The 23,544-nt window shown below is 59.4% G+C and carries 21 protein-coding genes; 11 read left to right on the forward strand and 10 right to left on the reverse strand.

Translation table 11 applies throughout. From position 1 onward, the window contains the following. Positions 1 to 30 precede the first annotated feature (30 nt). Both BJP07_RS08175 and BJP07_RS08180 read right to left on the reverse strand, forming a co-directional pair. Positions 31 to 663 (reverse strand): TetR/AcrR family transcriptional regulator, encoded by a 633-nt coding sequence (locus BJP07_RS08175; RefSeq protein WP_071566987.1) that lies wholly within the window; start codon positions 661 to 663, stop codon positions 31 to 33. Positions 664 to 911: 248 nt separating this feature from the next. Further along, positions 912 to 2,444: a multicopper oxidase family protein gene (locus tag BJP07_RS08180; RefSeq protein ID WP_071566988.1), complete on the reverse strand. Its 1,533-nt coding sequence runs from the start codon at positions 2,442 to 2,444 to the stop codon at positions 912 to 914. Positions 2,445 to 2,498: 54 nt separating this feature from the next. Between BJP07_RS08180 and BJP07_RS08185 the strand changes: the two genes are divergently transcribed. The 8 genes from BJP07_RS08185 (at position 2,499) to pth (BJP07_RS08220) (ending at position 10,952) form a co-directional block, all read left to right on the forward strand. Further along, complete coding sequence (locus tag BJP07_RS08185; protein WP_071566989.1) at positions 2,499 to 3,725, forward strand: MFS transporter; 1,227 nt, start codon at positions 2,499 to 2,501, stop codon at positions 3,723 to 3,725. 66 nt (positions 3,726 to 3,791) lie between these two features. Continuing rightward, entirely contained in the window at positions 3,792 to 5,231 is a 1,440-nt protein-coding gene (glmU, locus tag BJP07_RS08190; protein ID WP_071566990.1) for a bifunctional UDP-N-acetylglucosamine diphosphorylase/glucosamine-1-phosphate N-acetyltransferase GlmU, read from the forward strand. 9 nt (positions 5,232 to 5,240) lie between these two features. Continuing rightward, positions 5,241 to 6,218 (forward strand): ribose-phosphate diphosphokinase, encoded by a 978-nt coding sequence (locus BJP07_RS08195; protein ID WP_071566991.1) that lies wholly within the window; start codon positions 5,241 to 5,243, stop codon positions 6,216 to 6,218. 161 nt (positions 6,219 to 6,379) lie between these two features. After that, on the forward strand, positions 6,380 to 7,756 hold the full coding sequence (locus BJP07_RS08200; protein WP_071566992.1) for an amino acid permease: 1,377 nt from the start codon (positions 6,380 to 6,382) through the stop codon (positions 7,754 to 7,756). Between the two features lie 23 nt (positions 7,757 to 7,779). Next, a complete protein-coding gene (hisC, locus tag BJP07_RS08205) occupies positions 7,780 to 8,844 on the forward strand; it encodes a histidinol-phosphate transaminase (protein WP_071566993.1) in 1,065 nt (354 codons plus the stop codon). Between the two features lie 140 nt (positions 8,845 to 8,984). Then, on the forward strand, positions 8,985 to 9,617 hold the full coding sequence (locus BJP07_RS08210; protein WP_071566994.1) for a 50S ribosomal protein L25/general stress protein Ctc: 633 nt from the start codon (positions 8,985 to 8,987) through the stop codon (positions 9,615 to 9,617). 84 nt (positions 9,618 to 9,701) lie between these two features. Then, on the forward strand, positions 9,702 to 10,277 hold the full coding sequence (gene pth / locus BJP07_RS08215) for an aminoacyl-tRNA hydrolase (RefSeq protein ID WP_071566995.1): 576 nt from the start codon (positions 9,702 to 9,704) through the stop codon (positions 10,275 to 10,277). Positions 10,278 to 10,340: 63 nt separating this feature from the next. Continuing rightward, a complete protein-coding gene (pth, locus tag BJP07_RS08220) occupies positions 10,341 to 10,952 on the forward strand; it encodes an aminoacyl-tRNA hydrolase (protein WP_143111755.1) in 612 nt (203 codons plus the stop codon). A gap of 9 nt (positions 10,953 to 10,961) precedes the next feature. Here pth (BJP07_RS08220) and BJP07_RS08225 read toward each other — a convergent pair whose 3' ends face one another. Beyond that, complete coding sequence (locus BJP07_RS08225; RefSeq protein ID WP_071566996.1) at positions 10,962 to 11,516, reverse strand: NADPH-dependent FMN reductase; 555 nt, start codon at positions 11,514 to 11,516, stop codon at positions 10,962 to 10,964. A 129-nt stretch (positions 11,517 to 11,645) separates the two neighbouring features. Here BJP07_RS08225 and BJP07_RS08230 point away from each other — a divergent pair, with 129 nt between their 5' ends. Further along, positions 11,646 to 13,292, forward strand: coding sequence for a peptide chain release factor 3 (locus tag BJP07_RS08230; RefSeq protein ID WP_071566997.1), 1,647 nt, complete (start codon positions 11,646 to 11,648; stop codon positions 13,290 to 13,292). Here BJP07_RS08230 and BJP07_RS08235 read toward each other — a convergent pair. After that, a complete protein-coding gene (locus BJP07_RS08235; protein ID WP_071566998.1) occupies positions 13,289 to 14,431 on the reverse strand; it encodes a YihY/virulence factor BrkB family protein in 1,143 nt (380 codons plus the stop codon). The two genes, BJP07_RS08230 and BJP07_RS08235, sit on opposite strands and share 4 nt — an antisense overlap. Between BJP07_RS08235 and BJP07_RS08240 the strand changes: the two genes are divergently transcribed. Beyond that, complete coding sequence (locus BJP07_RS08240; RefSeq protein ID WP_071566999.1) at positions 14,430 to 14,873, forward strand: hypothetical protein; 444 nt, start codon at positions 14,430 to 14,432, stop codon at positions 14,871 to 14,873. The two genes, BJP07_RS08235 and BJP07_RS08240, sit on opposite strands and share 2 nt — an antisense overlap. A 5-nt stretch (positions 14,874 to 14,878) precedes the next feature. Beyond that, positions 14,879 to 15,589 (forward strand): metal-dependent transcriptional regulator, encoded by a 711-nt coding sequence (locus BJP07_RS08245; RefSeq protein ID WP_071567000.1) that lies wholly within the window; start codon positions 14,879 to 14,881, stop codon positions 15,587 to 15,589. Here BJP07_RS08245 and BJP07_RS08250 read toward each other — a convergent pair. The 6 genes from BJP07_RS08250 to BJP07_RS08275 form a co-directional block, all read right to left on the reverse strand. Beyond that, the gene (locus BJP07_RS08250; RefSeq protein ID WP_071567001.1) at positions 15,483 to 16,394 is read right to left on the reverse strand and encodes a metal ABC transporter permease; all 912 of its coding nucleotides are present in this window, start codon (positions 16,392 to 16,394) and stop codon (positions 15,483 to 15,485) included. The genes BJP07_RS08245 and BJP07_RS08250 overlap by 107 nt on opposite strands. Then, the gene (locus tag BJP07_RS08255) at positions 16,391 to 17,293 is read right to left on the reverse strand and encodes a metal ABC transporter permease (RefSeq protein ID WP_255365956.1); all 903 of its coding nucleotides are present in this window, start codon (positions 17,291 to 17,293) and stop codon (positions 16,391 to 16,393) included. The genes BJP07_RS08250 and BJP07_RS08255 overlap by 4 nt, the downstream gene beginning before the upstream one ends. Before the next feature lie 50 nt (positions 17,294 to 17,343). Beyond that, positions 17,344 to 18,093, reverse strand: a complete 750-nt coding sequence (locus BJP07_RS08260) for a metal ABC transporter ATP-binding protein (RefSeq protein ID WP_071567003.1) — start codon at positions 18,091 to 18,093, stop codon at positions 17,344 to 17,346. 3 nt (positions 18,094 to 18,096) lie between these two features. Further along, the gene (locus tag BJP07_RS08265; protein WP_071567004.1) at positions 18,097 to 19,053 is read right to left on the reverse strand and encodes a metal ABC transporter substrate-binding protein; all 957 of its coding nucleotides are present in this window, start codon (positions 19,051 to 19,053) and stop codon (positions 18,097 to 18,099) included. Positions 19,054 to 19,213: 160 nt separating this feature from the next. Beyond that, positions 19,214 to 21,580 carry a zinc-dependent metalloprotease gene (locus BJP07_RS08270; protein ID WP_143111756.1) on the reverse strand — a complete coding sequence of 789 codons (2,367 nt, stop codon included), beginning with the start codon at positions 21,578 to 21,580 and terminating at the stop codon, positions 19,214 to 19,216. Between the two features lie 17 nt (positions 21,581 to 21,597). Then, the gene (locus BJP07_RS08275) at positions 21,598 to 23,535 is read right to left on the reverse strand and encodes a Rib/alpha-like domain-containing protein (protein WP_071567006.1); all 1,938 of its coding nucleotides are present in this window, start codon (positions 23,533 to 23,535) and stop codon (positions 21,598 to 21,600) included. Between the last annotated feature and the right edge of the window lie 9 nt (positions 23,536 to 23,544).

Raw genomic sequence — 23,544 nt, forward strand, 5'->3', positions numbered from 1 at the left:
ACGCAGGCGCCTGAGCCGTCTGTTCTTCCACTACTGTTCCTCCACTTCGTTCGTCTTAATGCGGGGTTGCTCCTCCAACCCCTTCAACCCGTTCCAGCACAGGTTCGAAATGTGCGCTGCCACCGTCGCCTTATCCAACCGCGTATCGACGCCACGCTGGTCCAACCACCACAACGCCGTATTCGACACCGTCCCAACCAACGCCTGCCCGTACAACGCCGCGACGGAAGCATCAAGGCCGCGGTGCTCAAACGCGCGCTCGAGTAGGTAGGACACTTCCGCAGTCACCCGGTTCAACACGGTCGAGTACGTCCGTTCACGCCCAAGGATCCTACCGTGCACCAGGATGATGAACCCATCGGTCTCTTCTTCGATGTAGGTCAGCAGCGCCAGCACGCCGTTATCAATGCGCTCTCGCCAGCGTCCGTTTTGGATCACCTCGACAATCGTGCGTTCAAACCGCGCCATCTCCTGTGACACCACGGCGTCGTACAGCCCGGTCTTACTCCCGAAGTGTTCGTACACGACGGGCTTCGACACATCCGCGCGCAGCGCAATCTCCTCCATAGAGATTCCATCGAACCCGCGTTCCGCAAAGGCAGCGCGACCAATTGCGAGCAACTGGTCCCTGCGCTGCATTCTTGTCATTCGTTGCCGAGCCATGCGTTCTAGCTTAGAGCCCACCCCGGACATCACCCCGACAGCCCACGAAACTGCCAGCTCATCACACTTTTTAACATTTCATGAGGTTTCGGTTACACTAGGTCAAGCAATTCCCCATGGTGTAATCGGCAACACTACGGTTTTTGGTACCGTCATTCTAGGTTCGAGTCCTGGTGGGGAAGCTTTTTATAGCCCCCGTCACCTGGCCTTTCGCTTGGTCACGGGGGCTTGTTGCATGTTCACACTGTCTAGTGGTGATGCCCCTCGGGCATCGGCCGCAGGCTCGCCTCCTGCCCAGGCTCAACCATGACGAACTGCCCCATCATCCCTTCATCTTCGTGGAAGAGCATGTGGCAGTGGTACATGTACGCCAGGGTCGGATCCGGGTGCCAGCCGAACTCCACGATGAGGGTGACGGTTGACAGTGGCGGTACGTAGATCGTGTCGTGCCAGCCTTCGGTGAATGCGACGTCGCCGTTGTCCACCTTGTCCACCAGGAACCTGGCGTTGTGGACGTGGAAGTTGTGTGGCCAGTCGGAGTTCTCGTTGGTGACGCGCCAGATTTCCGGCCCGTTGTGGTCGATGACGAAGTCGACGCGTTCCATGTCCATGGATTGCTCGTTGATTTGGAAGCCGTTGAGTCGGAATTCACGCGTCGGCGCGCCGCTGACATCGGGGCGCACCACGGGGATAAGTTGCGTCGGTAGCGCGTCGAGCGGAGTGTCGTGTGTCGGGGCTGCGATCTCAAGCAGGTCGAAGGTGTCTTGCAGACCAAACCCGTTGGCGACTTCTTCATCGGGCAGGCCTCCCCCGTTCGGGACGCCGTCGCTGCGCAACATCAGGTCCTTGCCCGCCTCAAGGTCAACAATGATCTCTACCCGCTCGCCCGGGCTCAGGAGTACTGCGTCGGCTTCGATGGGGGCGTCGAGAAGCCCCTGATCTGTCGCGATGACGTTGAACGGCACGCCGAGGCTGAGGTGGTGGAAGCGCATCGTTGCACCGTTGAAAATGCGAAGTCGCACACGGCTTGTCGACGCCTCAAAGCGCGGCTTCGTGATGCCGTTAATCAGTGGCGTAGTCCCGAGAAGACCGTAGGTCGGGTCGATGGTTTCGTCGAGCTGGCCGTCCTCGGTGAACTTCGCATCCGTGATGATGACGGGGATGTCGTCGACGCCATACTCCTGCGGTAGACCGAGTGCATCGGCTGCTTCGTCGGCTATAACGATGCCGCCGGCGAGACCGCGGTACGCGTGCAGCGCAGAAATCTCGTGCGGATGCGGGTGGTACCAGCAGGTAGACGCCGCCTGTTCGACCTGCCAGGTCGGTTCCCAGCTCGTTCCGGGGTCAAAGATGAGGGCTGGCCCGCCGTCGGCCGCCGCGGGTAGGTGTAGACCGTGCCAGTGGACCACCGTTGGCTCGTCGAGCTCGTTGTTCACCTTCATCTCGATCGTTTCGCCTTGACGCATGTACAGCGTAGGTCCAAGCCAGGGGCCGTTGAAGCCCCACGTCTTCGTGATGGTGCCGGGCACGATTTCGTACTCGCCTTGCTGCGCCGTCAGCTCAAAACTACGCGTGGTGCCGTTGAGTGTGCCCTGCTCGAGCGGCGGGATGGGCAGCGGCCGGGCCGCAGCCTCGGCGCCAGCGGGCGCCACCTGGCCGGACCGTACCCCGCCTGACCCTTCCCCGGCGCACGCTGCCAGCACTGCTACCTGCGTTAACAGTGCCCCTTTGAAGAATGTCCTTCTGCTGATGACGTTACGGTTGGCACGTGCCAAAGCCATTGCTTCTCCTCGTCCGAATGTATAAACCCTGCTGCCGACCCTACTATCTTTGGTATGACGTCTCACGAGGAGTACAACGCACGCCGCTTCGTATGGTCCAACGGTCTGCAGGGCATCGGCGACCAAATCGTCGCCGCGAAGACGGTCCTGCCGTGGCTGTTCACTGCTGCCGGGGTTCCAGCCCTGTTTACTGCGTTTTTGGTGCCGATCCGCGAATCGGGCTCGATGTTGCCGCAAGCCGCGTTGAGCCCCTGGGTCACATCGCAGCGCTCACGAAAGTGGGTGTGGTTGGTTGGTTCGTGGGGCCAGGCTGCATCAGCTGGGCTCATTGCACTCTCTGCAGCGCTACTCAGCGGTGCAGCCTTGGGCGTTGCGGTTGTGGTTCTGCTCGCGGCGCTGTCTCTGTTCCGCGCATTGTGCTCAATCTCCGGCAAAGATGTGCAGGGCCGAACTATCTCGAAGGGCCGACGCGGACTCATCACGGGACAAGCGACCGCACTGTCCGGTGCAGTCACCCTCGCAATCGGTGTGCTGTTCGCAATTCTGCCGAATGATCTGCCTCGATGGTTGCTCGTGACGCTCCTCGCGGTAGGCGCTTCAACCTGGGCGTTCGCCTCATTGGTATTCGGAACCATCAAGGAGCCGGAAGAGGAACCTTCAAAGGCCTCCAGCAAGGGATGGGCCCGGCAAACCTGGGACCTCATCAAAGACGACAAAGACCTCCAGAGATTCCTCATCGTTCGATCGCTCATGCTGGTCACTGCCCTTTCGACGCCTTTTATTGTCGTACTCGCCCAGCATGAAGGCACGAATCTTTCTTCCCTCGGCGGCTTCATCCTGGCCTCGGGTGGTGCCGCACTCGTCGGCGGAAAGGTCTCAGGCTTGTGGGCGGATAAGTCGTCGAAAAACGCGATGGCGTGGGCCGCTGCCGCCGCATCCGGCGTGCTTGTGCTCTTGGTGATGTCCGCGCATTGGCTTTCCCCCGATGTGAACCGCTGGGTCATGCCGATCGGGTTCTTCCTGGTCAACCTGGCGCACACCACGGTGCGTGTGGCCCGAAAGACCTACCTCGTGGACATGGCCGAAGGCGATCGACGCACAATGATCACGGGGGCCGCGAACACTGCGATGGGCGTCGTGCTGCTGATTGTTGGCGCTGTTTCCTCGGCAGTTTCGGTCCTTGGATCTGAGGCGACGCTGCTGTTCTTAGCTGCAGTCGGTGCGGTCGGTGTGTGGCGCGCGGCAGGTTTGAAGGATGTGTCTGCAAACTCACGCGCGTAGCGCGTTATGCTGTTGTGCAGTTGGTTTAATACCTCATTCACCGATGAATTAAGGAGTACCCGTTCAGTGGTAAATCATCCTGAATGCGCAGTCGTTGTCCTCGCAGCAGGTGCGGGCACGCGCATGAAGTCCAGCATCCAGAAAACACTGCACAAGATCGGCGGACGCAGCCTGCTCGCGCACTCACTGCACGCAGCTAATGCGGTTGGGCCACAGGAGCTCGTCGCTGTCGTCGGTCACCAACGCGATCAAGTCTCCCCCGCTGTTGATGCCATCGCCGAAGAGATGGGACGCAGCATCAAACAGGCAGTTCAGGAGGAGCAAAACGGCACGGGGCACGCGGTACAGTGCGGGCTCGAGGTCATCCCAGACTTCGAGGGCACTGTCGTTGTCACGAACGGTGATGTGCCACTGTTGCAGCCAGCTACAATCACCGAGCTTATCGACGCCCACAAGACCACCAGCGCTGCCGTCACCGTCCTCTCGCTCGAGTTCGACGACCCGACCGGCTACGGCCGCATCATCCGCGATGCTTCCGGCAACGTGCTGGAAATCGTGGAGGAAAAGGACGCCAACGAGGAACAAAAGAAGGTCCGCGAGGTCAACTCCGGTGTATTTGCCTTCGACGCCGCCGTACTGCGCGACGCGCTGACCCGCATCGACGCCAACAACGCGCAGGGTGAGCTCTACATCACCGACGTACTCGGCATCGCGCGCGGCGACGGCAAGGCCGTAAGCGCGTACGTCGCGAAGGATCCCCGTGAGCTGGCTGGCGTGAACGATCGCGTGCAGCTCGCCGAAGCCGGCAAGGAGCTCAACCGCCGCCTGGTCGAGCGCGCCATGCGCGCCGGCGCTACCGTCGTCGACCCTGCTACGACCTGGATCGGGGTGGACGTCGAGATCGGCCAGGACGTCATCATCCATCCGAACACGCAACTGTGGGGCTCAACGGTGATCGGTGACGGCGCCACAATTGGCCCTGACACCACGTTGACCGATATGGAGGTTGGCGAGGGCGCACAGGTTGTCCGCACGCAGGGCTCCCTCTCCGTCATCGGCGCGAACGCCAACGTCGGCCCGTTCACGTTCATCCGCCCAGGAACCGAACTTGGCGCGAACGGCAAGCTCGGCGGCTTCGTCGAGGCCAAGAACGCGAAGATCGGGGAAGGCTCCAAGGTGCCACACCTGACCTACATTGGCGACGCCACCGTCGGCCGCGAGTCCAACATCGGAGCCTCTTCGGTGTTCGCGAACTACGACGGCGTACAGAAGCACCACACCACGATCGGCGACTACTGCCGCACCGGCTCAGACACGATGTTCGTAGCGCCAGTAACCGTAGGCGATGGCGCGTACACTGGCGCAGGTACGGTGGTAACGAAAGATGTGCCGGCGGGTGCGCTGGCCATCAAGGAAGGCCATCAGCGCAACATCGAAGGTTGGGTTGAGGCCAACCGCCCGGGTACGGACGCAGCGAATGCTGCAAAGAAAGCACGCGAGAACTAAAGGATCACCATGACTGGATACTCCACGGAAAGCCAAAAAGACCTCAAGCTATTTACTGGACGCGCCCACCCTGAGCTTGCGGAGGCCGTCGCAAAGTCCCTCAACATCGAGTTGGTACCAACCACCGCCCGCGATTTTGCGAATGGTGAAATCTTTGTTCGCTTCGAAGAGTCCGTGCGTGGCTCGGACTGCTTCGTGATGCAGTCACACGCGCAGCCCCTGAATAAGTGGCTAATGGAGCAGCTCATCATGATCGATGCGCTCAAGCGTGGTTCCGCGAAGCGAATTACCGCGATTCTGCCGTTCTACCCGTACGCACGCCAGGACAAGAAGCACCGTGGCCGCGAGCCTATCTCCGCTCGTCTGGTTGCTGACCTGCTCACCGCTGCTGGTGCGGACCGCATCGTGTCCGTGGACCTGCACACGGATCAGATCCAGGGCTTCTTCGACGGCCCGGTCGACCACATGCACGCACAGCCAATTCTGGTGGACTACATCAAGTCCAAGTACTCGCTGGATAACCTCGTGGTCGTCTCGCCTGATGCAGGTCGCGTGAAGTCTGCAGAGAAGTGGGCCAACATGCTGGGCGACGCGCCGATGGCGTTCGTGCATAAGACTCGCGACATCGACGCCGCGAACAAGGTCGTCTCCAACCGCGTTGTCGGCGACGTCGACGGCAAGGACTGCATCCTCATGGACGACATGATTGACACCGGCGGCACCATCGCAGGCGCAGTCGGCGTGCTGAAAGAGGCTGGTGCGAAGTCCGTCGTCATCGCGTGTACCCACGGCGTGTTCTCGGATCCTGCGCGCGAGCGTCTCAGCGACTGCGGCGCCGAGGAAGTAATCACCACCGATACGCTTCCGCAGAGCACCGAGGGCTGGAAGAACCTCACCGTGCTTTCCATCGCGCCACTGCTGGCGAAGACGATTCGCGAGATTTTCGAAAACGGCTCAGTGACCACCCTTTTTGAGGGCCAGGCATAACCACGCGCCTCGTTTTCGGCTTCCCCCCTTGCGCGCTTCCCTGCGAAGCGGCGTCAAGGGGGTTCTTTGTACGCACCCAACGGTTGTCTAACACAAGTAATTGATTAATGTGTGAAGGAACCTCCGGCTTTCCGGCAACCTTTATCGCAAGGAGTACGCCAATGAGCGGCGATGAACAACACCAAGCCACCAGCGATGGTGGTCTGCAGCGCAAGGTGAAAAACCGTCAGCTGCAGATGATCGCATTCGGTTCCTGTATCGGAACTGGCCTATTTCTTGGTTCTGCGGAATCAATCAGCTATGCGGGCCCAGCGGTCCTGCTGACATTTTTGGTTGTCGGGTTCATTGTCTATCTGCTGATGCGCATGCTCGGCGAGATGGCAGTTGCGCACCCGGTATCGGGTTCATTTGCGGCCTACGCGCGTGAGTTCATCGGGCCGCGCGCCGGCTTTATCACGGGGTGGAACTGGTGGTTTACGACCATTGTGGTGGGCATGATTGAGCTCACCGCGATGGGAACCTTTCTTGACTTCTGGTTCCCGGACATTCCGCACTGGCTCACCGCCCTTGTCACGCTCATCATTGTGATGCTTATCAACGCAGCACGTGTCAGTGTGTTCGCGGAGGCCGAGTACTGGCTTTCTTTGTTTAAGGTCATCGCGCTGATCTTGATGATCATTTTGGGCGTTGTGCTCGTCCTTGGCCTAGGACCGGAGCCAGCGGTTGGCTTCGGGAATTTGTTCGTCCATGGTGGCTTCTTCCCGAACGGTGCATCAGGCGTGCTGTTCTCCCTGGTTGCGGTGACTTTTACGTTCGGTGGCATCATGTCGATCGGTACCGCCGCCGGCGAGACGGAACACCCGGAAAAGACCATTCCGCGCGCGGTGAACTCTGTCATTTGGCGCATTCTGGTCTTCTACATCGGTGGCATGAGCGTCATCTTGCTCCTCGCGCCGTGGGATGAGCAGGATATCTCCGCCAGCCCGTTTGTCAGGGTGCTCTCCTCCGTAGGCATCGACGGCGCCGCGCATGTGCTTAACCTTGTCATCTTGGTGGCGGTTGCTTCCGTGTGCAACACGATGACGTACTCGGGAAGCCGAATGCTGCGCGATCTCGCGCGCAACGGACAGGCATCCCCGTTCTTTGCTGCGACGACGAAGAAAGGCCTGCCGCTTCGCGCGCTGCTCTTCAACGGCGCTCTCATGGGCATCGTCGTCTTCATGAACTACTTCTTTGAGGGCCGCGTATTCGCCATCCTGTTGGCCATCATTGTAGGCTCTGAGCTCATCACCTGGGCGGCGGTGTGCTTCGCGCACCTGAACTTCCGGAAGACGCACCCCGATGTGTCGTTCCGCGCCCCGTGGTACCCGGTGGCAAACTGGATCTGCGCTGGGTTCTTCATCCTGGTGCTGGTCTTAATGGCGTTCCTGCCTGACTACCGCACCGGCCTATTCGCCCTGATCGGATGGGTGATCGCACTTACCATTATCTGGGCGCTCAAGCCGAAGTCGCGTGCCTCATCCCATCCCATTTCCTAAGCAATAAGCAAGGAGCATCCAAGTTGATTCGCAAAGACCTTGATAGCCTGCCGTCCTACGTCCCCGGGCAGAGGAACGAGCGTGCGGTGAAGCTTTCTTCCAACGAGATTGCTGAGGGCCCGCTGCCAGCAGTTGAGGAGGCGATGGCGCAGTCGCTGCGCACGGTGAACCGCTACCCCGACATGGGCGCGATGGAGCTGCGCGAAGCGATTGCAGCTTCGCTCGGCGTGCGCCCCGCACAGGTCGCTGTCGGCACCGGCTCGTCGGCGCTCTGCCAGCAGCTTGTCACGATGACCTCGCAGCCGGGCAACGAGGTGGTCTTCCCGTGGCGCTCGTTCGAGGCCTACCCAATTTTCGCCCAGATCGCCGGGGCTACTCCTGTTGCAGTGCCCCTGACCGCAGATCATCGAATGGACCTGTCGGCGATGGCGGATGTTATCACCCCACGGACTTCGCTGGTGTTTGTGTGCAACCCGAATAATCCGACGGGCACCACTATCTCGGAGCGCGAGTGGGCAGATTTTATGGCTCGCGTACCTGAGGATGTCATCGTGGCACTTGACGAGGCGTACTTCGAGTACAACGCTGCGGAGGATTCCCCGCGCGGCGTGGATGAAATCCAGGTCTACCCAAATGTCGTGTGCCTTAGGACGTTCTCCAAGGCGTACGGCCTGGCCGGCGCGCGCGTAGGCTACGCGTTCGGCCAGGAGGAGACGATCGATGCGCTCAATAAGGTTGCGGTTCCGTTTAGCGTGAGCTCGGTAGCGCAGGTCGGTGCGCTCGCATCGCTTTCGGCGCACGACGAGCTCCACGAGCGTGTCGCACGTACTCGCGCGCAACGCCAGCGTCTGGTGGATTTTTTCACCGCGTATGGCACACCGCACTCCGAAGCAAACTTCGTGTGGGTGCCTGCGGAAAGCCTCAACGCGTCACCGCAGGAACTGGCAGCGCAGCTTGCGTCGCATGGGGTGCTTGTTCGCGCATTCGATGAGGGCATCCGGATTACGGTCACGAATGAGACAGAAACCGACACGTGCATTGCTGCTTGGCAGGCGCTTGACAATGGTGGGCGTCGAAACCTAAGCTAGCTGAGTCTCGGCGAGGGCTGATTTTGGCCGTTATCGACGCGATATGTATCTCAGACTTTGGCCTGTGATCACTCGACGAGCAACTTGTCCGTTCAGTGGTCACAGGTTTTTTGTGGCCCGATTACAAAGGAGTCACAAACATGGCTATTACCCCAATTGTTGTCCCAGGTCAGAAGCGTGAAGAGTTCGGTAAGGGCGCTGCACGTCGCCTGCGTCGCGACGGCCGCATCCCAGGCGTTCTCTACGAAGCCGGCATCGACAACATTCACTTCTCCGTCGACCGCATCGAGATGACCTCCATCGTGCGCAACGAGGGCGTCAACGCCATTGTTGAGCTGGAGCTCGACGGCGAGAAGCTGCTTGCCATGGTCAAGCACATCGACCAGAATGTGCTGACCCTCGACATCGACCACATCGACTTGCTCGGCATTAAGCGCGGCGAGAAGGTTGTCGTCGAGGTTCCGGTTGTCACCGTTGGCGAGGCTCACCCAGACGCAGTCGTCCTGGTCGAGTCCGACCTGATCGAGATCGAGATCGACGCGCTGAACATCCCAGACGAGATCGAGGTCAGCATCGAGGGCAAGGAGATCGGCGACCTCATCACCGCTGCCGACGTCAAGCTGCCTGAGGGCGCTGAGCTGGTCTCCGCTCCGGATCACCTGCTGGTGAACTTCACCTACGAGCAGGTTGACGAGGAGCTCGAGGCCGCAGCTGAGGAAGCAGAAGAGGGCGGCGCTGAGGCTGGCGCTGAGTCCACCGAGGTTGAGGAGTAAATCTCCCGCCGCTGATCACAGCGTTTCGACGCCCCGTTCCACATGTGAGCGGGGCGTTTTGCCGTTTGTGCCTATGATGTGGGAATGACTGCTTCACCAATCATCGTCGTAGGCCTTGGAAACCCTGGCCCGAAATATGAGGGAACGCGCCACAACGTTGGCGTGCATGTTATCGAGGAGCTCGCGGGCCGAGCGACGATATCCCGCGCGACGCTGGCGCTACACAAGCGCACCAACACTCAGGTGGCGGAGCTTGCCGCGGGAAGGCTTCTCCCCGATCGCCGGGTGGTCCTGGCGCGTACACAGAGCTATATGAACGTGTCCGGGGGTCCCGTCAAGGCACTGCTGGATTACTTCGACGCTTCCCCGTCAGATCTGTACGTGATCCACGACGAGCTGGACCTGCCGCTGGGGGACGTGAAGTTGCGCACCGGCGGAGGCGATCATGGGCACAACGGGTTGAAATCAGTCACCCAATCACTGTCGAAGCTGAAAAACGGTAAGCAGTATCACAAGCTCGCGGTGGGGATTGGGCGTCCGCCCGGCAAGATGCCACCCGCGGACTATGTGCTGCGCCAGTTCGCGGCGAAAGAGCAAATCGATGTCGCGATTGCCGTTGCTGATGCGGCCGACGCGTTCATCGCCCACGCGCAGAGTTAACACTCCCCTGCCCTCCACGCCTTCGCCGTGAGAATCGAGGGGTTCTGCCTTAGACTGGCCTCCGTGTTTAACTTCTTCCGCCGCCGCAAGCGCACGAACTCTGCTGCAGAGAGCCCAGAGATCCCCGAGAACATTGATTGGCTCGTGGTTGGGCTGGGCAACCCGGGGGCTCAGTACGAGCACACACGGCACAACATCGGCTACCTGGTTGTGGACGCACTCGCGGACGCACTCCCTGTCGTCGCAGGCCGTGAATATTCTTTCGCGGCCAAGGACGGCGTGGCCTACGCCCGCGCACACACCTACATGAATGAGTCCGGCAAGGCTATCGCCCCGCTGGCGGCACGCTACAGTCTTCCTCCGGAGCGGATTGTGATCGTCCACGACGAACTGGACCTGCCTCCCGGGAAGGTACGTCTGAAGCAGGGTGGCAACGAAAACGGCCACAACGGCTTGAAGTCGCTTACGCAGGAACTCGGGACGCGCGACTACGTGCGGGTGCGCGTCGGCATCGGCAGGCCACCGAAGGTAAGTGGCATCGCAATCCCCGACTGGGTGCTCACGGAGTTCGCCTCCGATCCTAGCGACGCAGTCGCTCTCGCCGCCGACGCTGTCCGGGCGATCACCACATCAGGGTTAGGGCAGGCGCAAAACCAGATCCACCCGCGCAGCTAGCCCCTGCGCCTACTGAGCAGTGTGGTGGTGGCGCAGGAACTGTTCCAGCGCATTCAGCATCTTCGTCAGGTCAGTGTTTTTCTGAGGGCGCGGGGTGAGGGTGCCGTTGGTGGCGTCGTCGAAAAGTGAAAGTGCGACCTGGTTGCGGACGTCGAACATGGAGAAGTTAGCTACGATCTGGCGCCAGTGCTCCACCGCGCGGATTGCGCCGTCGGCGCTGTATCCGACGAATGCGACCGGCTTCATGGCCCACTCACCACTGAGGCTGTCGTAGGCGTTCTTCATCGCACCAGGCACAGAGTGGTTGTGCTCGGGGGTGACGAAAACGTAGCCGTCGCAGCTGTCGACCGCGCGAGACCAGGCGGCGACGCGCTCGTCGGCGTACTGCTTGTTTGCGCCGCCAGGCAGCGTCGCTGTATCGAGCAGCGGCACCTGAAACTCCTGGAGGTCAAGGATCTCATAGGTGACATCAGGGCTATTGGCCGCGGCGTCAGCGACCCAGTTCGCAACCTGCTCGCCAAAGCGACCTTGGCGAATGGACCCGAGCACGATTCCGACTTTCATCACAAACCTCACATTGTTGCGTTGCGTTAACTTACTGTGTACAAACTCGGCGACTATACCACCGCGCTACTCACCCTACCCGCTGCTGGTTGTCCATCTCCCCCACCTTGCGACTACGCTTGAGCACTTATGAGCACGTCTACTGGTACCCGCGCAGAGGCCCACCGTCGCCGCACGTTTGCAGTCATTGCCCACCCCGATGCTGGTAAATCCACGCTGACAGAAGCACTCGCGTTGCACGCGCACGTTATTTCGGAGGCAGGTGCGGTGCACGGCAAGGGCAACCGCAAGTCGACGGTCTCCGACTGGATGGATATGGAAAAGGAACGCGGCATCTCCGTAGCTTCCTCCGCGCTCCAGTTCGAGTACCTCCCCGAAGGCTCGGAAGCGACCACACCGTACATGATCAACCTGGTTGATACACCTGGTCACGCCGACTTCTCGGAAGACACCTACCGCGTGCTGTCCGCCGTCGATGCCGCTGTCATGCTTATCGACGCCGCCAAGGGCCTCGAGCCGCAAACCCTCAAGCTCTTCCGCGTCTGCAAGGCGCGTGGCCTGCCGATCGTCACGGTGGTCAACAAGTGGGACCGCATCGGCCGCGAGCCGCTCGAGCTGGTCGACGAGATTGTCCAGGAGATCGACCTGCAGCCGACACCGTTGTACTGGCCTGTCGGTGAGGCTGGCGACTTCCGCGGCCTCGCCCACATCAACGCCGACGGCGAAGCAGACAACTACGTCCACTTCATTCGTACAGCCGGCGGATCCACCATCGCGCCAGAGGAGCACTACTCCCCTGGTGAGGCCGCTGACCGCGAGGGCGAAACCTGGGAGGTCGCCGTCGAGGAAGCTGAGCTGCTCGCCGCCGACGGCGCCGTGCACGACCAGACCCTGTTCGAGCAGTGCGTAACCTCACCGATCATCTTCGCCTCCGCGATGTTGAACTTCGGCGTCCACCAAATCCTGGACACCCTGTGCGCGATCGCGCCGGCTCCTCAGGGCCGCGACGCGGACCCGAAGGCTGTTGAGGCTTCCACCACCGCGATGGATACCCGGCGCGAACTCGACGACGACTTCTCTGGCGTGGTGTTCAAGGTGCAGGCTGGCATGGATAAGCACCACCGCGACACGCTGGCGTTCATGCGAGTCGTCTCCGGCGAATTTGACCGCGGCATGCAGGTCACCCACGCTCAAAGTGGGCGCACTTTCTCCACCAAGTACGCGCTGACCGTCTTCGGGCGAAACCGCGACACCGTGGAAACTGCCTACCCGGGCGACATCATTGGTTTGGTCAACGCCGGGTCGCTTGCGCCGGGCGACACCATCTACGCTGGCAAGAAGGTGCAGTACCCGCCGATGCCGCAGTTCGCGCCGGAGCACTTCCAGACGCTTCGCGCCAAGTCTTTGGGCAAATACAAGCAGTTCCGTAAGGCCCTCGACCAGCTGGATGCGGAAGGCGTGGTGCAGATCCTGCGCAATGATCTGCGTGGTGACGCCGCTCCAGTCATGGCTGCGGTCGGCCCGATGCAGTTCGAAGTGATGCAGGCCCGCATGGAGCTCGAGTACAACGTGGAAACTATCACGGAACCGATCCCCTATTCGGTGGCCCGCCGAACCGACGCCGAATCCGCGGAGACGCTCGGGCGCCAGCGTGGCGTCGAAATCTTCACGCGCTCCGACGGCGAGCTGATCGCCCTCTTCGGCGATAAGTGGCGCCTGGCTTTCATCCAGAAGGAGCACCCGAGCCTGACGATGGAACCACTCGTGGCCGACTAGGCCTCCGGCGTTTCCTGGACGTCCTCCTGCGCTTTCAGCGCGGAAGCGCTGCGGTCGATCCGCTGCTGCACTTTCAGCCAGAAATCGACCGCTTTCGTGCTTCTCGGCGGGACCTGAATTGTTGCTTCGGCGTCGTAGCCTGCCTGCAATTGCTTGACGCGAAGCACTTCCGCGTCGATCTTGACGCCTTCAAGGAGCACGACGTTCATCACCCACACCAGGATAAGAACGGCACCTACTGTACCGAAGGCACCGTACGCGCTCGAAATCCCGATTGTGCCGATGAGCCACGAAAAGCCAAGCCAGATAATGAAAATCGCCGTCAACGCCATCGAGGATCCGAGGGTGAGTAGGCGGAACTTCTCCGGCCGTACGTTGGGCGAAACGTAGTAAAGCACGGAGATCAACGCAATCGCAGTCACGATGATCACCGGGAAGCGGGCGTAGTCCCAGACAGGCAGGAAGATCTTTGTGAGGTAATCAACGGTCTCCGTCATCCCTAGTGGTTCTGCGACCGGTTGCAGTAGACCGTTCACGATTGACTCGCGCAGGAACGTGCCGACGATGATCACGATCACTCCGAGCACCATGACTAGCGTGGTGACCCACATCGTGAACCACGTACGAAGCAGGTTACGTCCCTCCATGCGGCCGTACATGACGTTCGCGTTACGTGAAAATGATCGCACGTACGCGGATGCGGAAAGAAGCGAGACCACAATCGATACCACCAGCGCAACCGTGCTTTGCGCCGGAGTGCCGATCACCGTCAGCAGGAAGCGCAAGGCCTCATCTTCCAGTGCTTCGGGCACGTAGAGGGCAATGAATTCATCAATGATGTCATTGACTGCGGCCTCATCACGTGGCAGCAGCAGCGTCGCGATTGAGTAGACCGCCAAAATCATCGGGGCGATAGACAACACGGCGTAGTAGGTCAGCGCAGCTGCACGGTCAAGCATTGCATCAACCGAGAAGTCCACGATGACGCGCTTGGCAACGTACATCCAGCCCTGTGGCGTTACCCGGTTGTCTTTTGTGAATACGTCAGGTCCGTCACTGTGTTGCGGCACGTGCACGAGTTCGCCCGGACCGTAGGGCACGACGTAGTCTGTCGCCGGAGGCGATTGGCTGTGTTCCATGGCGTTTACCCTAGTACAGGGTATCGTGTGCACCATGAGCGTGTTGGGTCAGATTAAGCAATGGTTCGGGGCGGGCGCTTCTCCTGCGCTCGCTGAGTACCCGACGGAGTACGAGCGTGTGGAACTTCCGGTGCTAAAGGTGACCACCGCAGCAGTCTCCCCAGGTTCGGACGAACGACTAGTCGTCGTGACCTCTACACCAGCAGCGCTCGCGGAGCTCCAACGTATCGACGGCCCACTCCAGATGATCTGCCCCGGATCGCGTACCGTGACCTGGGTTCCCGTCAAAAAGTCCGCTGTTCCCGTACTCGACCCAAACACTGGATGGGTCATACCGCTGACCGCCGAGGCACGGAAGGAAATCGCTTCGTTGTCGGCGATCGAAGGCGAGCTCGAGCTGCAGACCATGCGCCTCGCCTTCATTCTCGAGTCTGTACAGTGAGCACCATGGATTCCGTTTCCCAGCTCTCCACCAGTACACAGGACTACCTCAAGTCGCTCTGGGCACTGACCGAATGGTCAGACACGAAAGTGACCACTAAGGTGCTGGCGGATTACATGGGACTTCGGCTCTCAAGCGTTTCGGATGCCGTCAAAAAGCTAGCGCAGCAAGGGTATGTGCACCATAAGCCTTACGCGCCCATCACGCTCACGGAAGAAGGCCGCGCGCACGCCGTCGCGATGATCCGCCGTCACCGCCTCATCGAAACGTTCCTCGTGGAAACGCTCGGTTACACGTGGGACCAGGTCCATGACGACGCCGAAATCCTCGAGCACGCCGTTTCGGAATTTATGCTGCAGCGCCTCGACGCACACCTCAACTACCCTGCGCGCGACCCGCACGGCGACCCCATTCCCACCGCCGACGGCACCGTGCCACAGTTCCATGCTGAGCAGCTGAGTACGATTGCGCCGGACACCCGCGTCGTGGTCCAGCGCGTCTCTGACGGTGATCCGAGCCTGCTGCAGTTCTTCGATACCTCCGGGATCACGGTGGGCACGCGCTTGCGCACCCAGCAAGCAGCTCCATTTTCCGACACCGTCGAGGTGCTTATCGACGGCCAGCATCCACCACTTGTGCTCGGGAAACGCGCAGCGGACGCCGTCTGGGTGACCGCTGAGCCCGCTGAGCCCGCTGAGCCCACAGGGCACAACTGAGGAACTCAAGCCCGTAGATGACGGTCATTGTGGCGGACGTAGGGGCGTCGAGAAGGTAGGCGACGCCGAAGCCTGCGATTGCCCCAACCGCGGCGAGCAGCACCGTCAGTGCGATCATGCGCGGTACCGTCGTGGCCAACTGTTTGGCTGCTGCCGCAGGGATGACCACCAGCGCAATGACCAGGATCGCCCCGACCGCGTTGAACGCTGCCGTGACGGTCAACGACACCAAGAACATAAACGCGATGGACAGGGCCCCCACTGGTACACCGATGCTGCGTGCGAACTGGCCATCAAACGTGGACGCCAAAAGTTGCGGGTAGAAAAGACTAATCACAACCACGTTGAGTACGAGCACGGCGAGCATGATGTAGAGATACACCGGCCCGAGCTGCACACCGCCGACTGTGAGCTGGTGCCACGCGGCCAGGTTCAAGTCGCCAACGAGCACTGCGTGCGTATCCAGGTGCACGTTTGAAAAGTGCGAAGTAATCAGGATGACGCCCACGCTGAACAAAGCCGGAAAGATCAACCCCTGCGGGGCGTCTCCAGTCACGAGTCCCGAATCCCCGAGCCACTGTGCGCCGAGGACCACCGCCACACCGGCCAGCGCCGCGCACACGATCACCACCGGTGAGTTCAGGTTGTTCGTAAACAAGTACCCCAGGGCAATGCCCGGCAAGATCGCATGCCCGATAGCATCTATGAGCATGGAGTGCTTCCGCAGCACAACGAATGCTCCCGGCACTGCGCATGCGCACGCCGTGACCACCGCGAGCAAAAGTGTTCCGACGATGAAACTCACGACGCCACCTCCGCCGAAGCTGTTGTTTCCAGCCGGGCACGCAGCGCTGCCGTCGCGCGCCGCTGCGAACGGGCCCGGGCGATGACGCTTCGCTTCGGGGCGAAGATGAACGACACCAGAAACATCGCGAACAGGACAAGCACGATAACGGGGCCGGTCGGCACGTTGCCAAGCGCGATGGACAAGTAGGATCCAGCACCACTGCCGACGGCTCCAAACACGCCCGCGAGCACGACCATCGCTGGCACCGTTTGCACCCACTGCCGCGCCGCGGCAGGCGGAGTTACGACGAATGCCACCATCAACACCAACCCGACAGATTTGACGCCGATCACCGTCGCAAGCGCGATCGTCATGAACATCACCGTGTCGATGACCCTCGGGCGAAACCCAAGCATCGTGGACTGCACGGGGTCGAAGGAGCGCAGCTCGAACTCCTTAAACAACACGCACATCACGCAGACCGCGAGCACCCCGACGATGATACTGATTCGCAGGTCCGCCCTGGTAATCACTGACGCGTTGCCGAACAGGTAGTCCTGAATCCCACCTTTGCCTGGGAACGGATTGTTCGTGATCACGTCCAGCAACAGCATCCCGAACCCAAAGAAGAACGACAGGCTGATCGCCATCGCCGCGTCAATCGACGTCCGCGTCCGGGCAGTAATCATGTTCGCCACCATCACCGCGCACGTACCAGTGACTACGGCTCCAACCAGTAGCGCAACCATGTTACGGCCGTCGACTCCCAGCCCGACGCACAGCAAAAACGCCAGCAACGTGCCCGGTAGTGCGGAGTGCGAAATCACATCACTGGTCAGCGACTGCTTCCGCAGGTACGCGAACGTCCCAAGCATCCCTGCCACTGCGCCAATGATGGTGGTCCCCCAAAACACCATGGCATAGGTATGGTTCGCAAAGAACGCACCAAGGCTTATCGACGTCCCCATCACAGCACACCCAACAATCCCATCGAGTCCGCGCCTAACCCGTACGCCTGCGCAATCGTTTCCGGCGTAAACGTGGAGGAGACTGGCCCCGATGCAATCACTGTCTTATCCAGCAGCGTCACCGCATCGCAGTACGTCGGCACCGTCGAAAGGTCGTGGTGCACCATCACGATAGTTGTGCCATTCTCGCGCATGGTGCGGAGCACGTCGATAATTGTCGCCTCACTTTTCGCGTCAATGCCTTGAAACGGCTCGTCGAGGAAGAACAAGTCCGGGTCCTGTACTAGCCCGCGTGCGAGAAAGACGCGCTGGCGCTGCCCGCCTGAGAGTGCACCGATCTGGCGGCCAGCGAAATCCTGCATCCCTACGCGTTCCAAGGCGCCGTATGCGGCGGCGCGTTCGCGCTTCCCCGCCCTGCGGAACCAACCCAGCTTCCCGTATGTACCCATCGTCACCACGTCGAGCACCGTCGTAGGAAAGTCCCAGTCGACGCTCGCGTGTTGTGGCATGTACCCCACGCGGTGGCGCACTGCCTTGAGCGGCTGGCCGAAGAACTCGGTCTCCCCGGTCAGCGTCGGGATAAGCCCCAGCATCGCCTTGATCAGGGTTGACTTGCCGGCACCATTCGGCCCGACGATCCCCATGATGACGCCCTTGGGGACCCGCACATTCACCTGTTCCAGGACCGGATCGAGGTGGTAGGCAACGGACAGGTTATGCGTGGCGCACGCGAACGACTGTGTAGTCATGGGTTACTTACCTCCAAGCGCTGCAGCGACAGCCTCAGCGTTATGCAGGAACGCCCCGATGTACGTATCCGTCGGCGCTGTAGGGCCAAGCGTGTCGGCGAAGAGCTCCTCGTCAGAAATGGTGACGTCCCATCCGCGAGCGTGCACAGCCTCCTGCAGGCTCTTGATCGCCTGGGGGTTCGCCTGATTGTCTTGGAAGATCGTCGGCACCTTGTTGTCCGCGATGAGGTCGGCGAGGTCCGAGAGTTCCGCGGCCGACAGCTTCGCCTCTGTGGAAACAAAGTCCGTGGCGTGGACCTCCAACCCGTACGTCTTACCGAAGTAGTTAAAGGCATCGTGGCCAGTAATCAAGATTCGAGGCCCAGTGATCTTCGCCAGCATCGCTGCTGCCTTTTCGTTCGCCTCGGCGATCTCTGCCTGGTACTTCGCAGCATTCTCGTGGTACTCGTCAGCCTTGGAAGGGTCGACCTCTGCAAGCTTGTCCGCTACTTCGCCAACGACCAGGCTCCACGCCTCTGGGCTGTTCCACACGTGCGGGTCGTGCAGCGGGTTACCCTCGGCATCGGTTTCTGGCCAGTCCAGCAGCAAGTTGTTCGGCAGCTGGTCCCCTACCGCCAGCTGGCGTTCCCCGAGGCTCTCTAGCTGTTTGATCATCTGGGCTTCCAGGTGCAGCCCGTTCCAGAACACCACATCGGAGGACTGAATCTTATCGATGTCCTTCGTTGAAGGCTGGTAGGTGTGCGGGTCCCCGCCGGGCCCAACCATCGTTGTGACTTCAGCCTCTGGAGCAATGTTGGCGATCGCGTCAGCCAGGTAGCCCGTCGTTGCGTAGACCTGCAGCGCACCGTCGGTGCTGATGCCGTCTTGTGCCGCCTGGTGGTCATCGGCAGACGAGCAGCCTGCAAGCCCTACGCCCAAGGCAAGTGCGCATGCGGTGAGGATCCTGGATGTGCGTGACATGAAGTGTTTCCTTTCAAACTCAGGTGTACCCCACTAACTCTAAAGTTCGCCTTGCCGAACTTCCAACTTGGTGTGTGCAAACTCACGATTTTGCGCCATGAAACTGCACTAATAGAAAAGGCCCCGCGGGAGCATTCCCACAGGGCCTTTGCCAACAGGCTTAGAGCTTCAACAGACCTGAAGCCCACGCCGCAGCGTACGCCGCAGCCAACACACCACCGACCGCAGCAATAATGCCGACGATCATCCCCACGTTGTCAGACGCGGACGACTTCTCCGACTGGCCAACCGTGTTCTTACCCGTATTGCTCGGTGGCTTCTGCGGCGTCGGTGTCGCCACGTCAATACGGTCCGGTTCCTCCGGCGCCTGCCGACCGGCCTTTGGATCCAAAATGCGACGTGCTGATTCTTTCAAGCGATCACTGGCATCAGGATTCTTTTCGATCTCCTCACGGATACGCTCCATTTCTTCTGCCGTGTAGTCGAGGACAGAAACCTGATACTCCTCTTTGAATACTTCCTTCCCCTCCGCATTTACAATGCGAATTTCAAGCGGCATTGTCGAGTCACGCAATGAGGTTGCGTTCTTAATCGGTATTTCAACTCGTGCAGAGGGCTCCACACCGTTCGCGTTGATCTGCCCCGGCACGGTGACTTCGATCGGTTCCGCGCCTGTGATCGTTGGGTATTTGGCGTACACAGTGAACTTGTGAAGGTCCAGGCCAAGGTTGCGAATCTCGCCGTGAAGCACATCGGTCGAACGGTTGGTGACAACTGCAGCGTCTTCGCCACCTGCCAAGCGGAAACCAGCCTTGCCAGGATTTTGATCCGCCGCAATAACTTCAAGTTCGCGCGCGGTAATGTTATGGTTCGGCTCAGGAGCCTCTTCAGCACCAATCGTGCCTTCACCCGATCCAATGTACTTACCCTTGAGGTTCAGGTTCTCCCAGTCCGCGGGCACAGAATACTTGCCCTGGTAGCAGACCACGCCGTCCTGCTCGCATTTTTCCTTCGGGTACTTCTTGTCCGTCTTAGGAATCGACTCATAAAGCTGGTCTGAGTAGTCGAAGTGCGACCACTGGTAGAGGTAGTTCATGACAGACTTATACGTCGGCAGGTACTCCTCGGTATTCACAGGGTTCGTCGACAGCGCACCGTTGTGCGTCAGGCCTAGGTTGTGGCCAAACTCGTGCAAGATCGTGTTGCGGAGCTGCTCCTGGTTCGTCACGTTCTCGTGGTAAGACACGTAGAACGCAGAGTCATTGACCAGGCCAGTACCTGTCGACCAATCGCCTTTCTCCATTTGGTCACCAATAATGCCTACTCGGAACACTGATTCACGCGCGCCCAGCAACTCCTGGCGTTTTTGCCCGAGCTTGTCTCGCTTCGATATGCCATCTGCAAAATAAAGCGGCGTGTAGTCCTCTGTCGGGCCGCCATGCTTTTTTTCGTAACTCGACACGGAAGAATAGAGGTCCCCTGCATCAATATGCAGATTGATACCATGCGCCGCGAACTTCTCTTCCAACTCGATCAGAGACTCTCGGGACGGCCGGTACACATTTGCGTTTGCCTCAGCACACTTCGCAAACTTTTGGAAATCCTCTATGTTTGCACCAAACTTGTTCACTTCGTTGCAGTTCAGCGTCTCCCACTCGGACTTCATCCAGTTCAGCTGTAGGAACAGATCCGGCTTATCTGGATCCGCACCCCACCTATTTAGCGGCAGCGGGGTGCCATCAGAAGTAGTAAACCCGTAGCGCTCCCACTCATCCGGCAATCCATCGCGGTCAGTATCTTTGGCTGTAGGCTGCGTCTGGATAAAAAGGTTTGCGGTGACAGAAACCGATTTCTGAGCGGGTAGCTTCTTATCCCACACTGCGTACTGATAACCAGCACCGTCACCGGCAACCTCACCGACCCTGGTCGCTTCACCGGTCTCGATGGCGTGCCCCGCAGCCTTCGATGCATCAGCACCACGGAAGTTCACAGACACGTCGTAGCCGAGTTCATTTGGGCCGAAGCTGAATCTGCTGCCCCGGTATGTGCCACTTTCCTTTGCGTATTTTGGCACAGCGGAATACATCTCAACCTTGATCTGCCGGTCTCTCTTCGACTTGTCCGTGGCCTCAACCGTCACATCCATCGAGTTCGTACCGATTTCGACTGTGCGCTTAATCTCAATTTGGGTGTTCGCATCATAGTGCGTCAACGTAGTTTTATAACCGATCTCGCTCGGTTCATCGACCGCCTTTGTCTCCGTCGGCAAGAACGCAACGCTCTGCCCGTCAACAGTCAAAACAGTCTCCAGGCCACACTCCAACAGGCCACCGACTGACTGAGGGTTTTGGAACGTCGCATTCAGTTTCGACCCGTATGCTAGGTTTACCGTAGCGAAGCCCTCAGTCTTCGACTCATTTTCGATCCAGATTCCCCCGGGGTTCTTTTGAACGGACGCATCCGCGACGGGCTCGACCCCACCAAAAGTTAGGCCCGCGCACAGCACGATAGCAAGAGTTCGTTTCATCTTCACTTTCTCGTCCTTTATCCCGAAACGTTAAATCCGGCGTTCTTCAATGCATTCGTCATTACAGTAAACGGTGCGACGTGTTTATTGCTGTCCCATATCCAAAACAGCAAAATACCAAAACCCTCTGCTGCGATCATAAATGGCACAATCCACCACACACGCTCCCAGGTCAGTTCCTTTTTACTGGCTGTCTGTTTCGGCACAACGTGCAGGTCCACAAGTTGCTGTGAACCATCCTCCCACGTTACAACGACGGGAACGTTGATCTCCTTAGGCTTTTGGCTGCGTGGCACTGTTGCTCGAACTTCACCCGTCTCGGGGTTAATTTCGACCTTGGCGTCGTGATTTTTATAGCTCTTAGGCAACCCGTAACGGGCACCAGAATACTGATCTTTCGGCTTAGCAAATCCCTCTCGCACAGCGTAATTCACTGTGTTCGTCCTGGCCAATGAGTTCGCAGTTGCTTTCAACTCGATGATTTGGTGCCCACCGGGAAAGTCGACACGCAGCCTTGCGGTGTATGTACTGTCCGCTTCGGTGTCGGCTGGGATTTTTGCGGTGATGCGCCCTGTCGTGCGATCGATGGTGATCGAAATACCGCCGTCGTTTTCGATGGAGAAGACGCTGCCATAGACTGGTTTACCCACGGGATCAGCAGTAAACGCCTTGCCGGGAGTCACAATCTGCTGTGTGTAACGTAACTTGTGCGCCTCGAGTTCTTCCGAACTGAGCCGCTCCACAATACGGACAGGCAACGTTACATACTCCCTCGACCCATCCGTGTAGCTAGCCAGGATATGTAAGTTGTATTCTTCCTCAACCCCCTCTGGCACCACGGCTTCGACAGTTCCAGTTGTACTGTCGACCGCGACATTCCATCCACGGAGGTCTTCATTTTTTCTTGCATCCCAGCGGAACTCCGTCCCTACCGGTAGCTTCCCCTTAACATTGAGATCCGCAACGAACTTTCCCCGAGGCGCGACGCGCGCTTCATCATAAGAAAGTTGCGCTACTGTCTTGAGCAGTGGCGGAATCACTTCAAATGTGGCCTCCGTCTCCAGACGGCTGCCGTCGGGCATTGTGATAGCCACGGGGATTTTAGCAGGCTCCCCTCCAACCTTGGCATTTCTCGGAGCGACGTATTTGACCTCACCTGTGTTCTTGTCGATCGTCGCTTCTGAGGATGAGGTCTCAAACGTGGTCCCAGGTGGCACCGGCTGGTTTACGAAGTCGTAGCCATCTTTACGCAGCGTCAAGATGGGTTTAAAACTCGAACCGACAGAACCCGGGCGGACATAGCTTGTAGGGTACGTAAACGTATACCGATCAGCACCGGTTGCTGCGTCCTGCAATTCGATTCTGACGGCGAAATCGGGCGCGTTCGAAGCACGGATCTTGACGGTGTACACGCCAGGCTTGGTCGTTTCAAGTGGAGAAACCTCCACCGTGCCATCGCGGTAGACAGTTACCCATTCCGGAGTACCACCGATCTTCTCGAACTCAGTACCTGTCTCGTTTCCTTCGTTCGGAGTAACAACTTTGTGCTCACCGGGCTTTAAGTCAATCCTCGGCCACGTGTAGAAGATTGTCTGCTCAGCCGGCAACTTCAACGAAGTAATAATGAAAGTGTCTTCTTTGACAGTAATCCACTGAGACACAAACCGTGGTTTTCCCGTTTCACGGCCGCCATAGATTTGATAGCGATACGAGCCCGGGTCAACAATAAACGCGACCGCACCATTTTCATTAGTGCGCCCCACATGCGATGTCTTTCCATCTTGGCTAACGAAGCGTACTTCCGTGTTCGCCAGCGGAGAGCCATCTGTATCAAGGAATAGATAGGAGCGCTTCGCTTTCCCCGCGGGCAACTCTTCAAACCCAAGGCCATTGGAAGTGTCGACGGCATGTTCTTGAATAACTTCCGGGCCTAAATGCTGCGCATGAACGCGCATAGGGACTGC

It is taken from the genome of Corynebacterium sp. NML130628 (assembly GCF_001875665.1).
In the GTDB taxonomy this organism is placed as follows: domain Bacteria; phylum Actinomycetota; class Actinomycetes; order Mycobacteriales; family Mycobacteriaceae; genus Corynebacterium.

Bases quoted from the DNA above. Each gene is read 5' to 3' on its own strand.
- BJP07_RS08175 (WP_071566987.1), bottom strand. From the start codon at position 663: ATGGCTCGGCAACGAATGACAAGAATGCAGCGCAGGGACCAGTTGCTC.
- BJP07_RS08180 (WP_071566988.1), bottom strand. From the start codon at position 2,444: ATGGCTTTGGCACGTGCCAACCGTAACGTCATCAGCAGAAGGACATTC.
- BJP07_RS08185 (WP_071566989.1), top strand. From the start codon at position 2,499: ATGACGTCTCACGAGGAGTACAACGCACGCCGCTTCGTATGGTCCAAC.
- BJP07_RS08195 (WP_071566991.1), top strand. From the start codon at position 5,241: ATGACTGGATACTCCACGGAAAGCCAAAAAGACCTCAAGCTATTTACT.
- BJP07_RS08200 (WP_071566992.1), top strand. From the start codon at position 6,380: ATGAGCGGCGATGAACAACACCAAGCCACCAGCGATGGTGGTCTGCAG.
- BJP07_RS08210 (WP_071566994.1), top strand. From the start codon at position 8,985: ATGGCTATTACCCCAATTGTTGTCCCAGGTCAGAAGCGTGAAGAGTTC.
- pth (WP_071566995.1), top strand. From the start codon at position 9,702: ATGACTGCTTCACCAATCATCGTCGTAGGCCTTGGAAACCCTGGCCCG.
- BJP07_RS08225 (WP_071566996.1), bottom strand. From the start codon at position 11,516: ATGAAAGTCGGAATCGTGCTCGGGTCCATTCGCCAAGGTCGCTTTGGC.
- BJP07_RS08230 (WP_071566997.1), top strand. From the start codon at position 11,646: ATGAGCACGTCTACTGGTACCCGCGCAGAGGCCCACCGTCGCCGCACG.
- BJP07_RS08240 (WP_071566999.1), top strand. From the start codon at position 14,430: ATGGCGTTTACCCTAGTACAGGGTATCGTGTGCACCATGAGCGTGTTG.
- BJP07_RS08235 (WP_071566998.1), bottom strand. From the start codon at position 14,431: ATGGAACACAGCCAATCGCCTCCGGCGACAGACTACGTCGTGCCCTAC.
- BJP07_RS08245 (WP_071567000.1), top strand. From the start codon at position 14,879: ATGGATTCCGTTTCCCAGCTCTCCACCAGTACACAGGACTACCTCAAG.
- BJP07_RS08255 (WP_255365956.1), bottom strand. From the start codon at position 17,293: ATGGTGTTTTGGGGGACCACCATCATTGGCGCAGTGGCAGGGATGCTT.
- BJP07_RS08260 (WP_071567003.1), bottom strand. From the start codon at position 18,093: ATGACTACACAGTCGTTCGCGTGCGCCACGCATAACCTGTCCGTTGCC.
- BJP07_RS08265 (WP_071567004.1), bottom strand. From the start codon at position 19,053: ATGTCACGCACATCCAGGATCCTCACCGCATGCGCACTTGCCTTGGGC.
- BJP07_RS08270 (WP_143111756.1), bottom strand. From the start codon at position 21,580: ATGAAACGAACTCTTGCTATCGTGCTGTGCGCGGGCCTAACTTTTGGT.
- BJP07_RS08275 (WP_071567006.1), bottom strand. From the start codon at position 23,535: ATGCGCGTTCATGCGCAGCATTTAGGCCCGGAAGTTATTCAAGAACAT.